The sequence below is a fragment of the Natronolimnohabitans sp. A-GB9 genome (assembly GCF_030848565.1).
Taxonomy (GTDB): Archaea; Halobacteriota; Halobacteria; order Halobacteriales; family Natrialbaceae; genus Natronolimnohabitans.
Window position 1 is genome coordinate 24160 of the sequence record NZ_JAVDDV010000008.1, and the last position, 13718, is coordinate 37877.

Genomic DNA, 13718 nt, shown 5'->3' on the forward strand with positions numbered 1-13718 from the left:
CGTTCGATGGCCGCGTCCGCGGTCATCTCTCCGCCATCACGTCCGCCAGACGCTCCGGAACCCCCTCGAGCGGGCAGTCCTCGAGCAAGACGGCGGTTCCGCCGACGCCCTCGACGCCGCCGTCAGTGGCCGGATCGTCACCGACGTGGATCAGGTCGGCGGGGTCGGTCTCGAGTCGCTTGGCGGTGAGGTCGAAGATTTCGGCGGCGGGCTTGCGCCAGCCACAGCCGACGCTCGTGACGACGGCGTCGAAGTCGTCACGGTCGAACGCCGACCGAACGAGCGTGCGACCGACCAGTTCGGGCACGCTGCAGTTCGAACAGATCGCGATCGGTCCGCGTTCGCGTGCGGCCGCGACCGCCTCGACGGCGCCCGGTCTGGTCTCGACTGTCGGATCGAAAGCCGCGACGACCGCCCGCCGAGCGGCGTTGTGCTCGACGTCGACGCCGCGGCTCGCGAGCGCACGCGAGACGTGTGCCGGAAGCGGTACCTCGGCGCCGTCGGGGGCGTCGACGTGGACCTCGGTGTAGGCGTCGGCCCAGTCTGTGGGGACGTCGACGTCCCGCTTTTCGAGTTCCACAGCAACGGCTGCGGCCGGATCGGACGGTCTATCGGCGGTCACGAGCGTCCCGAAGAGATCGAACGATACTCCCACGGACGTGTGACTAGCACAAGCTATCTTTAATGAATCGACATCGATGGCCGACGCTGATACGGACTGCTGTCCCGCCGATCGCCACACGAGGTCGGCAAGCGGCGAGACGTGACGACAGCAGACCGTACGACGACAGTCGTCGATTCGACGTTCGAGAGAACAAGCGTCCCGATTCGATACGGACGTCGCTACGCTACTCGAGTCGCGCGAACGCGAGGTTGCCGGAGATGTTCTTGATGTAGATGTCGACGACGTCGCCTTCCTCGGCACCGGGGACGAAGATCGTGTACTCGCCTTTCTCGGCGACACCGTCGCCTTTGCGGCCGGTGCCGGTGATCTCGACGGTGTAGGTCTCGCCTTCCTCGACGGCTTCTTGCTGTTGTTGTTGCTGGCTCGCCGTCGAGCGTTTGGTCACGGGCCGGAACGCACCACAGGCGTCACAGCGCAACATCGGGGTCCGGTCCTCTCGGACGAGGCGGGTGTCCGGCAGGCCACACTCCGAACAGAGGACGTACTCGTCGACGTAGGCGTCGATGGCCGCGTCGAGGTCCTTCTGGGAGAACGTCCCGTTGTATCGGGCACGGCCCTCCTCGAGCTTGCCGCTGGTTCCCAGTTCTCGCTGGATGAATCGGTGGAGGTGTTCGTCCTCGCGCGAGAGGACGTCGGCGATCTCGCCGAGGTTCGTAAACCGCGTAAACGCGCCGTCCTTCTGGGGCTCGGCGTCGGGAATCTGCAGTCGCTGTTCGTCGCCGCCGATATCCGGGACGTCCTCCATCGCCCGGTCGAGATTCGCTTCGTAATCCATACACGAAAACAGGGATCCAGGACGTAAATCCGTTCTGCTATCACGATCGGGGGGCGGCGTCGAGGTCCGTCGCGGGCCGTCTACCGCCGGGAACGGCGGCTCGAGATGCCTATAGGGTGTCGCTTCCGCTCTCGTCGAGTGATCCTTCGTTCGGACTGCCAGCTTCGCCGGTGATCGGATACTCGACGTCGCCGAGATGGCGCTCGACGTCGTCGAGAATCGACTCGGTCGTCTCGGCCCGCTCTGCCTTCCGTCGTTCGGCACGGTCCTGTACGCGGTCGCGATTCGGGCCGTCGTCGCTCATGGGCGGTGATATCGTCGGCCGGATGAAAAGCGACCGGCCGGCGCTCGCCGTGTCCGGACGTCTCGCACTCGAGTACACATACGAACCGTGTCGTCCGACAGTATTCGTACCCGTCCCGGCGACCGCCGTCACGACTCCATCGTTGTTACAGTAGTCACAACAGCACTGTTGTCACGCGCGTCGTCGGCGTGCGTATTTGTACGACGCCTCGAAGCCTCCCTCAAATGGGCGACGGCGAGGAACGCGACGAGACCGACGCGAAACGACGAACGGTCGCCGTCTGTGACGAGTGTGGATCGCTGTATGCGGCCCTCGAGATCGACGAGGGCGATTTCCGGCCGATCGGTCGACGCGACGGCTGTGAGTGTGGAAGCACGGCGTTTTCGCCCGTCGACGGCGTCGGTTCGGAGCTCGCGTTCGAGGACGACTGAGACGGACTGCTGTTCCGATCTCGCGCCGATTGCCAGGCTGGGTCGGCGATCGGCTGGACGTGACGACAGCAGACCGTATGACGCTATCGATCACAACGCCACCGCAGATCGGGTGCGCGGAACTTTTCAGAGCCGGCGCTTACTAGCGAGTATATGAGCGAACGGGCGGGAGCCACCGACGGGAGCTTCTGGGCCGACTCCGACGAAGGCAGGGCTCTCGAGCGGTATCAGACGCTCGTGAACGCGATCGACGATGGTCTGTATCAGCTCGACGCCGACGGCCGGTTCGTCGCGGTCAACGACGGACTGCTCGAGGCAACGGGCTACTCTCGAGAGCAGGTCATCGGCGACCACGCCTCCGTGCTCTTCGAAGCGAGCGACGTCAAACGTATCGAGCGTGAGATCGAAGCCCGTCGCTCGAGCGATCACGACGACGCCTTCGAACTCGTCGTCAACCTCCAAACGGCGACGGACGAGCGACTCCCTGTCGAACTCCGCGGGACGTTACTGGTCGACGATGGGGAGTTCCAGGGTACTGTCGGCGTCACGCGCGACGTTTCGGACGACGGACAGGACAACCGCGACGACGACCGACTGGCATTGGAGTCACCCGAACCGGTCACGACCGTCCTCGACGAAGCCGATGTGGGCGTCTTCGTTCTGGACGACGCGTTCGACATCGCCTGGGTCGACGAGACCGCCGCGGAGTACTTCGGAATCGACCGTGACGACGTCGTTGGACGTGACAAGCGGGCGGTGATCGAGGAGACGATCCGAAATCGCGTCGCCGAGGGCGAGCGCTTCGCCGAAACGGTGCTCGCGGCCTACGACGATAACACGTACGTCGAACAGTTCGAGTGTCGAGTTACGCCCGACGATGGTCGGACCGAACGGTGGCTCGAACACCGGAGCAAACCCATCGAGTCGGGACGGTACGCCGGTGGCCGGGTCGAGCTCTACTACGATATTACCGAACAGCGCCGACGCACGACGCAGCTGCGACGACTGAACGAGGCCGTCGGCGAGTGGCTCGAGGAATCCTCACGCGAGGCGGTCGCCGAACGGGCCTCGGACCACCTCCGAACCGTTCTGAACATGGAGATCAACGGGATCTTCTTCCACGAGCCGGCGAGCGACGAACTCCGGCCGGTGAGCTGGAGCGAGCGAGCCGAGGCCCTCTTCGACGAGCTGCCGACGTTTGCGGCCGGCGAGGGCGTCGCCTGGCGGGTCTTCGAAACCGGCGAGCCCGCGGTCTACGACGACGTCTCCACCGCACCGGACGTCTACAACGCAGAGACGCCAGCCAGAAACGAGATCGTCCTCCCGATCGGCGAGTACGGCGTCGTCATCGTCGGCTCCGAACGACAGGACGAGTTCGACGACACCGATCTGATGCTCGCGGAGGTCGCCGCCTCGAGTCTGGAGGCGACTATCGACCGCATCCACCACGAGCGACGGCTCGCGCGCGAACGCGATCTCACTGACCGAATCCTCGATGCGACGCCCGTCGGGACGTTCGTGTTAGACGTCGATGGTAACGTCGTACGGATGAACGACCGAGCGAGAGACCTGCTCGAGATCGAGGACCCCGAAACGTACGCGCCGTCGGACAGGCCGACATACGACGCGAGCGGGAACCGGCTCTCCGTCGACGACCATCCGTTCGCGACGGCACTCGAGAGCGGGGAGCGGGTGTTCGATCGAGTGGTACAGGTCGAACTGCCGTCGGGGGAACGACGGTGGCTATCGGTCAACGCCGTTCCGATCACCGACGAGGACGGCGCCGTCGAGCGGGTCGTCACGACCGGCGAAGACGTGACCGAACTCAAAGAACGCGAACGAAAACTCGAGAGCGAACTGCAGGAGGTGTTCGGCCGGATCTCCGACGCCGTGTACGCCCTCGACGACGGGTATCGGTTCACCTACCTCAACGAGCGGGCGGCGTCGCTGTTCGCCGTCGACGAGGCCGAGCTCCGAGGGCAACGTCTCGGAGAGGCGTTCCAGGAGACCGACGAGATCGAACGGGTACGGGAAACCATCGACGCGGCGATGGAACGACAGGAACCGACACAGCTGGAACACTATTCGGAATTACTCGAGTGCTGGATCGAAGCGACGATCTATCCCTCCGAGAGCGGTGTCTCGGTGTACTTCCGTGATGTCACCGAGCGCAAGGAGATCGAACAAGCACTCCACGAGCGCACGGAGACGTTCAGGCAGGTCGCCGAGAACCTAGACCAGGTCCTCTGGATGAGCGATACCGACAAAGACGAGATGGTCTACGTCAACGCCGGCTACGAGGAAATCTGGGGCCGAAGCCGCGAGTCGCTGTACGAGGACCCGACGTCGTTCCTCGAGGCGATCCACCCCGAAGACCGCGAGCGCGTCGCGACGGCGCTTCCCGACCAGCGACGCGGCGAATACGACGAAAAGTACCGTATCGTCCGTCCGGACGGGTCGGTTCGCTGGGTCCACGATCGGGCCGTCCCGATCCGTGACGACGACGGGGAGATCTACCGGATCGTCGGCATCGCCGACGACGTCACCGACCGACGCGAGGCCGAACGAGAGCTACAGGAGGCCAAATCCCAACTCGAGGCCGCGATTGCGGCCGGTGCCGTCGGCACCTGGGAGTGGCACGTTCCCGACGACCGGTTCATCGCCGGCGAGACGTTCGCCGAGACGTTCGGCGTCGAGCCGGACGCGGCCCGGGAGGGCGTTTCGCTCGAACAGTTCGTTACCTCGGTCCACGAAGACGACCGCGAGCGCGTCGCGGCGGAGATCGACGACGCACTGGAGCGCTGTGGCGAGTACGAAGAGGAGTATCGGGTCCGCGATGCTGACGGCAATCTTCGGTGGGTCCTCGCTCGCGGTACCGTCGACTGCGACGAGACCGGAACGCCGATCACCTTCCCCGGAACGGTCGTCGACATCACGGACCGAAAACGGGCCGAACGGCAACTGCAACAGACGACGGAGGAACTCGAGACGCTGTTTGACGTCTTACCCGTCGGCGTCGTCGTCGCGAACGAGGACGGATCGATTCGTCGAGCGAACGACGTCGCCAGGGAAATTTGGGGCGGTGACGTCTTCGACGCCGATTCAGTCGCCGACTACGAGCAGTACACCGCACGATGGGCCGACACCGGCGAGCCGGTCGCCCCCGAGGAGTGGACGATGGCAGCAGTACTCGACGGCGAGGCCGTTACCGACCCAAACGTCTACGAGATCGAGACGTTCGACGGCAGGCAGCGAATCATCATGGAACACGGAATGCCGGTCCGCGACGAGAACGGAAGCGTCCGTCGCGCGGTCGTAACGCTGACTGACATCACCGAACGCCGGGAGTACCGACGCAAACTCGAGGAGTCGAACGAACGCTTAGAGCAGTTCGCCTACGCGGCCTCCCACGACCTCCAGGAGCCGTTGCGGATGGTCTCGAGCTACCTCCAACTGCTCGAGAAACGGTACGACGACGCACTCGACGAGGACGGCGAGGAGTTCCTCGCGTACGCCGTCGACGGCGCCGAGCGGATGCGCGAGATGATCGACGGCCTGCTCGCCTACTCCAGGATCGAAACCCGTGGCGATCCACTCGAGCCGATCGACCTCGAGACGCTCGTCGACGGCGTCCTCGCGGATCTCCAGGTCAAAATCGAGGAGACCGACGCCGAGATTACGGTCGACGACCTCCCGTGTGTCTCAGGCGACGCCAGCCAGTTGCGTCAGGTGTTCCAGAACCTGCTCGACAACGCACTCGAGTACAGCGGCGACGACCCGCCACGGGTTCGGGTCGACGCTGAACGTGACGGCGACGAGTGGATCGTCTCGGTCAGCGATCAGGGGGTCGGGATCGACCCCGACGATCAGGAGCGTATCTTCGAAGTGTTCAATCGACTGTACAGCCACGACGAGCGCGAAGGAACCGGGATCGGGCTGGCGCTGTGTGAACGGATCGTCGAACGCCACGGCGGCGAGATCCGCGTCGATTCGACCCCAGGAGAGGGATCGACGTTCTCGGTAACGCTACCAGCTGTCGAGGAGTGACCGGTTCTAGTGGCGTCCCCAGCCTGCAGTGATGGGTACAACCGATAGCGGTCGGCTGTGTGTACGCATCACTCGACGCTGGGGACGGTACTAGTTCGACAGCGTGACTCGAGGCGTATGCACTCGAGCGACGGCGTAAGACAGCCGTCGGTACGGAGACGAGACAGACGATCTATTCCGAGAGAAACGCAAGACTGCAGTCCGCTCTTCCCACTTCGAACGCCGTAAGACGATCGCCTCGCTTCGCTCGGCGCTGTGACTTCCGAGCCCTCGTTCGCTCTGCTCACGGGGACGGGGAACAAGTCGATCTACAGTCGACTACGAATTAGCTCGAAGAGAAGTCCGCCCTCCCCGATTTGAACGGGGGACAAGTCGATCTACAGTCGACTGCTCTACCAGTCTGAGCTAAGGGCGGTCGCATCTCAACATAGCCGGCCTGGATAATATAAGGGTTATCATTCGCAGTCAGATTCTTGGATAGCTGACAGTGAAGATTAATATATCTGGACTATCAATTCCTCCACTATAGCGGCGATGAGCAAGATCACGTTCCGCGCCGACGACGACCTCGTCGAGCAACTCGAGGCCCTCGAGATCTCGAAAAGCGAGGCGATGCGTGAGGCGCTGCGGTCGTATCTCGGCGCCGACAGCGAGCCTCGAGAGCGGAGCGTGGAGCGTGAGCGGACGGACACGACTCGATCGGGTGCCATCGACGACCTGATCCGCGACCGCGTCGACGAGCTGCTCGAACGACGACTTCGTGACCTCGATCTCGAGTCCCGACGGGAGCCCCGGCCGCGTAATACGGACGAGGTGACGGTTACGGTCTCGCTCGAGGGAGACCAAACTCGGGACCGCCGGCGCGTCGACGATCGCACGCGGGACCGCGAACCACGATCGGATCGACACGAGCGTCGCAAACGCGACAACTCTCGCGGGCACACCGGGAACGACGGAAGCGAGTCACACCGGCGAGACCGTCGGCAGTCGGACCACGACGAGCGTAAGACAGCCCGAACCGAGACGACGGCGGACGAGACAGGGCCGTCCGACGACGGACGGACCCAGTGTGGCCAGTGTGGTGAGTCGGTGTCTGACGATCACGTCTATTGCCCGAACTGCGGCGGGAAGGTCTCTCGACGGCTGTTCTGTGAGTGTGGCGACGAGGTTCGCTCGGACTGGTCGTTCTGTCCCGGCTGTGGGCGTCGGACACCTTCGGCGGACGTCCTCGGTTCCGATCGTCCTACATAACGACTAGTGTAAGACACAGAAAGTCGTGTCCGACGAAAGCTTTATTGTGAATGCAAGTCTTCCACTTATTCGCGTAAGACGGTCGTCTTACAGCGGACGGCGAATACCGAAAAACGCCCGATGTCGGGCGGTTCCGGTGTAAGACACGTCGCGTCTGACAGGGGCGCGCCACCGTCTTACCCAACGGGGAATACAACCATGGAGCGTGTGACACTGCGAATCCCGAAACAGCAGATCGAGGAGGTCGAACAGCTCGTCGACTCCGGCGAGTTCCCGAACCGGAGCGAAGCCATCCGGTCGGCCGTTCGAGAGATGATCAACGAGCAGCAACAGAACGACGGACCAAACGAGCAGTCCGGTAAACGAACCTGGGCCAAGGTGTAACGATGCAGGATATCGTACAAGACGCCCTCGAGAACGCCGAACAGGAAGCCCGGGAGATGGACGCCGACATGGACGGCGACGAGTTCGGCGATCCGCGGATCGTCATCGTCGGCTGTGGCGGTGCGGGTAACAACACGATCAACCGCCTGTACAACATCGGCGTCGACGGCGCAGACACGATCGCCATCAACACGGACAAACAGCACCTCAAGATGATCGAGGCCGACACGAAGATCCTGGTCGGCAAGTCGCTGACCAACGGTCTCGGTGCTGGCGGCGATCCTTCGATGGGCGAACGCGCAACCGAGATGGCCCAGAGTACGATCAAGGAGGTCCTCGGTGAGGCGGACCTCGTGTTCGTGACCGCAGGCATGGGTGGCGGGACCGGTACCGGTGCCGCCCCCGTCGTCTCGAAGATCGCCAAAGAACAGGGCGCGATCGTCGTTGGCATGGTCTCGACGCCCTTTAACGTCGAGCGCGCACGTACCGTCAAGGCCGAGGAAGGGCTCGAGAAACTGCGCGAGCAGGCCGACTCGATCATCGTCCTCGACAACAACCGGCTGCTCGACTACGTCCCGAACCTCCCGATCGGCAAGGCGTTCTCGGTGATGGACCAGATCATCGCCGAGACCGTCAAGGGAATCTCGGAGACGATTACCCAGCCCTCGCTGATCAACCTGGACTACGCCGACATGTCGACGATCATGAATCAGGGCGGCGTCGCCGTGATGCTGGTCGGCGAGACCCAGGACAAGAACAAAACCGACGAGGTCGTCAAGGACGCGATGAACCATCCGCTCCTGGACGTCGACTACCGCGGCGCCTCCGGCGGGCTGGTCCACATCACCGGCGGTCCCGACCTGACGCTGAAAGAGGCAGAGGGAATCGCGGACAACATCACGGAGCGTCTCGAGGCCTCCGCGAACGTCATCTGGGGCGCGCGCATTCAGGAGAATTACAAGGGCAAGGTCCGAGTCATGGCGATCATGACCGGAGTACAGAGCGCACAGGTGCTCGGTCCCACCACCCAAAAGCAGGCCGACAAATCCCGTGCGAGTATCGAGGACGTTACCGACGCCGACTTCGATGCGAGTAACAACGTCGAGGACGTCGGCTCGTCCTCGAGTTCGTCTAGCTCTCACGGCACCGGTTCCGGCTACGGAGCCCACAGCGACGGCGGCCGCGAAGAGGTCGAAAAGCACAACGGCGTCGACGTGATCCGGTAAGCAGTTACAATACACCACCGCCGACGTCGGCATCTGACACACCACCGCCGACGTCGGCACCGACGATAGCAGTCCACGACACACCACCTTCGTCGGCTGGCACGCACCACCACATGACACACCACACCACCCGCGTGCCGTCGGCGACACGAGCCACCGTGCTCGTTTTTCGACGACTCGAGATCGACAGTACCAACAGTCGGCTCCAGGACGTCCACCCAACAGAGACGCATGCACGCACTCGTTTTCGCCGCTGGTCGCGGCAGTCGTTTACGGCCGCATACGGACACGACGCCGAAGCCACTTCTCGAGGTTGGGGGCGAACCGCTGCTCGAGCGAACGCTTCGGACGGTCGTCGACGCCGATATCGAGACCATCGTACTCGTCGTCGGCTACCGAGCCGATCGAATTCGGGAGGCGATCGGGACCACGTTCGACGGCGTCCCGGTCAGGTACGCGGTACAGGAAGACCGGCTGGGCCTCGCCCACGCCGTCCGGACGGCGTTCGAGGACGGCTACGGCGTGACCGAGCCGTCCGCAGTTGCTACCGACGGCGCCGTCCCCGACGACGTCCTTACCGTCAACGGTGACAACGCCTTCGGCCCCGCCTGCGACCTCTCGAGGCTGGTCGACCGCCATCGCGAGTCCGGTGTCGACGGGACCGTCTTACTCGACCGCGTTACGAGAAACGAGGCCGAGGCGACGGCCCGCTGTACCCTCGCCGACGACGGGACCATCCGCGCCCTCGAGTCGACGACCGACGCTGTATCGGGCTCCATCGTTGCCGGTGTCCAGACACACGACGCCCCCGCGTTGTACGATGCGTGTCGGACGGTCGACCGTGGGGCCACCGGCGAGTACGAACTGACCGACGCCCTCGAATCGATGCTCGCGGACGGACGTCGGTACGTCGGCGTCGAACTCGACGGCTGGCATCTGAACGTCAACACGCCCGCGGATCTCGAGCGGGCGCGCAGCTATTTCGAGAACCGGAGCGACCGTCGCTAATATTCTCGCCGGCCTGACACGGTCTCCTGTCGTCACTGACTGCCGATCGCCGACCTCGTCCTGGCGATCGGCGGTACATCGGTACAGCAGATCGTATGAAAGAAAGTGAGGTTTTCTCTCGCGCACTCGCGACTGTCGGTCGCAAAGAGTGGGACGGCCACTACATGTAGCAGACAAAAACGAACGAGTTACAACTGCAACCGCGAGCCGGCTCCTGTCGGACAGCAGTCATACTGTTGGACAGTAGCGTGATCAAGCGAGCGACTCGAGCAGCGAGCACTTCCGACAGATCTCTCGCGTGGTCGTCGAGCCACACTCCTTGCACTCCTGTAAGTCGGCACCGCCTTCGTCGCTGAACTCCTCAGCGGCGATGCCCGCGAGCTCTTCGTACCCCGAGAGGATCGAGTGACGGGTTCCGGGATGGTTCTCCTCGAGCTCGTACAGCAACTGCTGAATTTCGCCGCGGTAGGCCTCGCTGGCGTGGGGACACTCGGTGATGTGGGCCGGGAGGTCGTTGATGTGGGCGTAGAGGGCGATTTCCTTCTCGGGAACGTCTCGCAACGGCTTCGCGCGCGGGACGAACTCCTCCTGGTCCTCGCGCTCCGAGAGGGGGCCGAGACTGGCGTCGAAGTGTTTCGCGATCTGGGAGACGTCGCCCTCGAGGAAGTTCATCAGCGCGGTCTGGGCCTCGTCGTCTAAGTTGTGGCCCGTCAGCAGAAGATCGGCCTCGAGTTCCTCGGCGTACTTCTCGAGCAGGTCCCGCCGGAAGACCCCACAGTAGGCACAGGCGGCCATGTTCTCGGGATCGTCCTCGACGACGTCGTCCATTCGAATCCCGAACTCGTCTTCGTAGCTGACGAGTTCGTGGCGGATGTCGAGGTCGGACGCGAGGTCGACGCAGGCCTCGACCGACTTGTCGCGATAGCCCTCGATCCCTTCGTGGATCGTCAGTCCGACGAGTTCGATACGTGGGTCCTCGGCGAAGGTGTCGTGGAGGATCTTCGTGAGGACGACGCTGTCTTTGCCACCCGAGAGGCCGATCACCCACGTTTCGGGATCCTCTGGTGTCGCGTCCTGTGGAACCAGGTCGTCCCGTCGGACCCGGCGGCGAACCCGCTTTTCGACCGACTCGCGGAAGTGATCCGCACAGAGATGAGAGCCGGAGTAGGCGGCGTGCATGACCGCCTCTTCGTCACACCGGTTGCAGTCCATCGGCGGCACGTAGCCGGCCGAGGCGTATGTCCGTTTCGTCTCCCGAACCGCGAGTCGTCTCTCGACGCGTGCTCTCGTCCGATCCGTGTCCGTATCAGGCCGGGACCGTCGCTTCCTCGTCGGATTCGTCCGCTTCGACGGCGTCGGCACCGTCCTCGAGGGCGGAAAGCAGGGTGTCGACGTAGCGCTCGCGGCCCGCCGCGGAGAACAGTTCGTGCCCACCGTCGTACAGCACCACGTGTTCGGCGGGGACGCGTTGGCCGATCGCCTGCATACTGGCGATGGGGTCGCGCAGCGAGCAGAAGACGACCGCGTCGTGGTCGATCGTTAGCAGGTTCTCCTGTGCGTGGCGGGTCTCCCGGATAAACGCCGGCGAGACCCAGTCAGGCGTCGTCGCGATCTGGTGGTCGGTTGCCCGCTCGCCCAGCGCCTCGCGGTCGATCTCTCGGACCGGCACGCAGGGGAACGTCGTCGGGAGCTTCGAGACGGCCTCGAGCAGGGGATCGACGAAGGCCTCGCCGTAGCCCCACCACGGACTCAGGTAGACGTGGTTGTCCGCGCCATCGAGGGCCTGGCCAACCAGTGCGCCCGCGCTGTGGCCCAGCAGCTGGTACTCGTCGAGTTCGACGACGTACTCGGCGATCGGCTCGAGCCAGTCGGCTTTGAAGTCGTCGATGTTCGTGGGGAGTTCGAACGCGTGGACCCGGTAGTCGGCTTCGGTCAGCGTACCGATGAGCCAACTGACGTTCTCGTGGGTCCAGCGGTTCCCCCAGCCCATGACGAAGACGAGTTCCTCCTCGCCGTCCTCGTTGAAGACGCGGTGTCTCATAGGAGTCCGTTCTCCGGGAGTCGATAAAAAAGGTGCTCTCTTGACACGTGATCGGAACCGGTCGACGGCAGTCTAAGCGGAAGCTCGAAGAAACCGTTTTGCGACTCGAGCCCCCACGTCCGCGTCATGAGTGGATTTGACCGCCACGACGCGGTCGACCGCCTCGAGGAACTCGTCGACACGGTCGAGAACGAGCGGATGCCCGTTCCCGTCCGGGAGATCTGGGCCTTCGGCGACGTCGCGCTCGGACTCGATCCCGTCGAGCGACTGGACGTCTACCTCACGAAGGACATCCTGATGCGTGATGACAGCGACGACAGGTCGACAGACGCCGAGGCGATCGCCGCGGAGTACGACGTCGAGGGGATCGGCAAGTCCGTCCGGGCCGACTGGGCCGCCGACTACGCCGAGTATCTCCGGACGAACGCCAACGGCCACGCCGCCCCCGAGAAGTGTCTCGCCGCCCAGCTGCTCGGCGACGACGAACCGATCCACCTCGAGGTCTGTAACGCCTCTTTCGAGGACAACGTCACCCAGCGCCTGCGCGGCGCACAACTGCGCGAGGACTACACGCAGTTGCTCGACCCTCGCGGCGTCTGTCTGTGGGCCGACGGCACCAGAAGCGACGAGGCGTTCCGGAAGCTTCGGGAGAGCGAACTGGCCCTGCCGACGCTGTCGAGCGCCCTCGAGATGCTCGGGATGGACGAGACCGACGCCGAAACTGCAGCACGGGAACTTCACGCCTGGCGTGAGAAACAGGAGGGCGTGACAGTTCGCGGGGACGTCGTCTAGTGTATTAGAGCATGACGCCCATCATCTGCTCGGCGACGTACTGATCGTCGATCTTGTAGTGGGCCTTGCGGATCGCCTCGGTCTCCCAACGGTGGTCCTCGAGGAAACGAACGGCGTCCTGGTTCGTCGCTGGGAGGCTCTGATAGACCTTTTCGAAGCCGTTCTCGCTCGCCCACTTGAGCCCGCGTTGCATGAGATGACTCCCGATACTGTGACCGCGATACGCCTCGAGGACGCCCATCGTGAGCTCGGCAGTGTGGGATAGTTTCTCGTAGTTCGGCGAGTGTAAGTGGGCCCAACCGATGACTTCGTCGTCGACGGTCGCGACGAAGAAGATCCGTGACTCGAGGTCGTTGTGCCGGAAGACGACCTCTTCGTGGTCGAGCAAGTCGACGACGGTCTCCGCGACGAGATAGTCGTTTTCCTCGGCCACCTCTCGCATCACGCTGACGATCCCCTTGAGATCGCGCTGTTTTGCCGGCCGAATCGTATACGTCAGGTCGTCGACAGTATACTCGTGTTCGGTGCCGACGTCGATCGCGATTCGCAACAGCCCGCCCTCTTCCTCGAGATAGCCGTCGCTCCGTAAGTCCGCAATCGTCTCCCGCAGCCTGTTTGGCTCGATCGAAAGGGTCGACTCGAGTTCCTCGGCCGCGACCGCGCCGTTTCGTTCGACGTACTCGTAGATCGCTTCTCCATCCGCCGTCTCGAATTGTGGCTGTTCGATGGCTTGCATCACGGTGATGGTTCACCGGGAACGTATTTAGTGGTTGC

Annotated in this window: 13 protein-coding genes and 1 tRNA gene; 7 read left to right on the forward strand and 7 right to left on the reverse strand. The window is 63.6% G+C overall.

Features of this window, described 5'->3' with window-relative positions:
* Positions 1-22 precede the first annotated feature (22 nt).
* The 3 genes from RBH26_RS12075 to RBH26_RS12085 form a co-directional block, all read right to left on the reverse strand.
* Positions 23-655, reverse strand: a complete 633-nt coding sequence (locus RBH26_RS12075) for an HAD family hydrolase (RefSeq protein ID WP_306758560.1) — start codon at positions 653-655, stop codon at positions 23-25.
* 193 nt (positions 656-848) lie between these two features.
* Complete coding sequence (locus tag RBH26_RS12080) at positions 849-1460, reverse strand: translation initiation factor IF-2 subunit beta (RefSeq protein ID WP_306758561.1); 612 nt, start codon at positions 1458-1460, stop codon at positions 849-851.
* Positions 1461-1569: 109 nt separating this feature from the next.
* Positions 1570-1764 (reverse strand): hypothetical protein, encoded by a 195-nt coding sequence (locus RBH26_RS12085; RefSeq protein WP_306758731.1) that lies wholly within the window; start codon positions 1762-1764, stop codon positions 1570-1572.
* A 224-nt stretch (positions 1765-1988) separates the two neighbouring features.
* Between RBH26_RS12085 and RBH26_RS12090 the strand changes: the two genes are divergently transcribed.
* Positions 1989-2195: a hypothetical protein gene (locus RBH26_RS12090; protein ID WP_306758562.1), complete on the forward strand. Its 207-nt coding sequence runs from the start codon at positions 1989-1991 to the stop codon at positions 2193-2195.
* Between the two features lie 153 nt (positions 2196-2348).
* Positions 2349-6242, forward strand: coding sequence for a PAS domain S-box protein (locus RBH26_RS12095; protein WP_306758563.1), 3894 nt, complete (start codon positions 2349-2351; stop codon positions 6240-6242).
* A gap of 341 nt (positions 6243-6583) precedes the next feature.
* Here RBH26_RS12095 and RBH26_RS12100 read toward each other — a convergent pair.
* Positions 6584-6657, reverse strand: a tRNA-Tyr gene (locus tag RBH26_RS12100).
* Positions 6658-6776: 119 nt separating this feature from the next.
* Between RBH26_RS12100 and RBH26_RS12105 the strand changes: the two genes are divergently transcribed.
* The 4 genes from RBH26_RS12105 to RBH26_RS12120 all read left to right on the forward strand — a co-directional run bounded on the left by RBH26_RS12105 (position 6777) and on the right by RBH26_RS12120 (position 10111).
* Positions 6777-7493 (forward strand): zinc ribbon domain-containing protein, encoded by a 717-nt coding sequence (locus RBH26_RS12105; RefSeq protein ID WP_306758564.1) that lies wholly within the window; start codon positions 6777-6779, stop codon positions 7491-7493.
* A gap of 198 nt (positions 7494-7691) precedes the next feature.
* Positions 7692-7877: a ribbon-helix-helix domain-containing protein gene (locus RBH26_RS12110; protein ID WP_306758566.1), complete on the forward strand. Its 186-nt coding sequence runs from the start codon at positions 7692-7694 to the stop codon at positions 7875-7877.
* 2 nt (positions 7878-7879) lie between these two features.
* Complete coding sequence (gene ftsZ, locus RBH26_RS12115) at positions 7880-9103, forward strand: cell division protein FtsZ (protein ID WP_306758567.1); 1224 nt, start codon at positions 7880-7882, stop codon at positions 9101-9103.
* A 231-nt stretch (positions 9104-9334) separates the two neighbouring features.
* Positions 9335-10111, forward strand: coding sequence for a sugar phosphate nucleotidyltransferase (locus RBH26_RS12120; protein WP_306758568.1), 777 nt, complete (start codon positions 9335-9337; stop codon positions 10109-10111).
* A 252-nt stretch (positions 10112-10363) separates the two neighbouring features.
* Here the strand turns inward: RBH26_RS12120 and RBH26_RS12125 are convergent, their stop codons facing one another.
* Both RBH26_RS12125 and RBH26_RS12130 read right to left on the reverse strand, forming a co-directional pair.
* Positions 10364-11323, reverse strand: coding sequence for a TIGR00269 family protein (locus RBH26_RS12125; protein WP_306758569.1), 960 nt, complete (start codon positions 11321-11323; stop codon positions 10364-10366).
* A 94-nt stretch (positions 11324-11417) separates the two neighbouring features.
* Positions 11418-12152: an alpha/beta hydrolase gene (locus RBH26_RS12130; RefSeq protein ID WP_306758570.1), complete on the reverse strand. Its 735-nt coding sequence runs from the start codon at positions 12150-12152 to the stop codon at positions 11418-11420.
* 126 nt (positions 12153-12278) lie between these two features.
* On the opposite strand from RBH26_RS12130, the gene RBH26_RS12135 reads away from it, so the two are divergent.
* Positions 12279-12944: a hypothetical protein gene (locus RBH26_RS12135; protein WP_306758572.1), complete on the forward strand. Its 666-nt coding sequence runs from the start codon at positions 12279-12281 to the stop codon at positions 12942-12944.
* Between the two features lie 4 nt (positions 12945-12948).
* On the opposite strand, the gene RBH26_RS12140 is transcribed toward RBH26_RS12135, so the two are convergent.
* Entirely contained in the window at positions 12949-13680 is a 732-nt protein-coding gene (locus RBH26_RS12140; protein WP_306758573.1) for a GNAT family N-acetyltransferase, read from the reverse strand.
* Positions 13681-13718 lie beyond the last annotated feature (38 nt).

Coding starts and splice junctions, on each gene's coding strand:
- RBH26_RS12080 (WP_306758561.1), bottom strand. CDS start 1,460: ATGGATTACGAAGCGAATCTCGACCGGGCGATGGAGGACGTCCCGGAT.
- RBH26_RS12085 (WP_306758731.1), bottom strand. CDS start 1,764: ATGAGCGACGACGGCCCGAATCGCGACCGCGTACAGGACCGTGCCGAA.
- RBH26_RS12090 (WP_306758562.1), top strand. CDS start 1,989: ATGGGCGACGGCGAGGAACGCGACGAGACCGACGCGAAACGACGAACG.
- RBH26_RS12095 (WP_306758563.1), top strand. CDS start 2,349: ATGAGCGAACGGGCGGGAGCCACCGACGGGAGCTTCTGGGCCGACTCC.
- RBH26_RS12105 (WP_306758564.1), top strand. CDS start 6,777: ATGAGCAAGATCACGTTCCGCGCCGACGACGACCTCGTCGAGCAACTC.
- RBH26_RS12110 (WP_306758566.1), top strand. CDS start 7,692: ATGGAGCGTGTGACACTGCGAATCCCGAAACAGCAGATCGAGGAGGTC.
- ftsZ (WP_306758567.1), top strand. CDS start 7,880: ATGCAGGATATCGTACAAGACGCCCTCGAGAACGCCGAACAGGAAGCC.
- RBH26_RS12120 (WP_306758568.1), top strand. CDS start 9,335: ATGCACGCACTCGTTTTCGCCGCTGGTCGCGGCAGTCGTTTACGGCCG.
- RBH26_RS12125 (WP_306758569.1), bottom strand. CDS start 11,323: ATGGACTGCAACCGGTGTGACGAAGAGGCGGTCATGCACGCCGCCTAC.
- RBH26_RS12130 (WP_306758570.1), bottom strand. CDS start 12,152: ATGAGACACCGCGTCTTCAACGAGGACGGCGAGGAGGAACTCGTCTTC.
- RBH26_RS12135 (WP_306758572.1), top strand. CDS start 12,279: ATGAGTGGATTTGACCGCCACGACGCGGTCGACCGCCTCGAGGAACTC.
- RBH26_RS12140 (WP_306758573.1), bottom strand. CDS start 13,680: ATGCAAGCCATCGAACAGCCACAATTCGAGACGGCGGATGGAGAAGCG.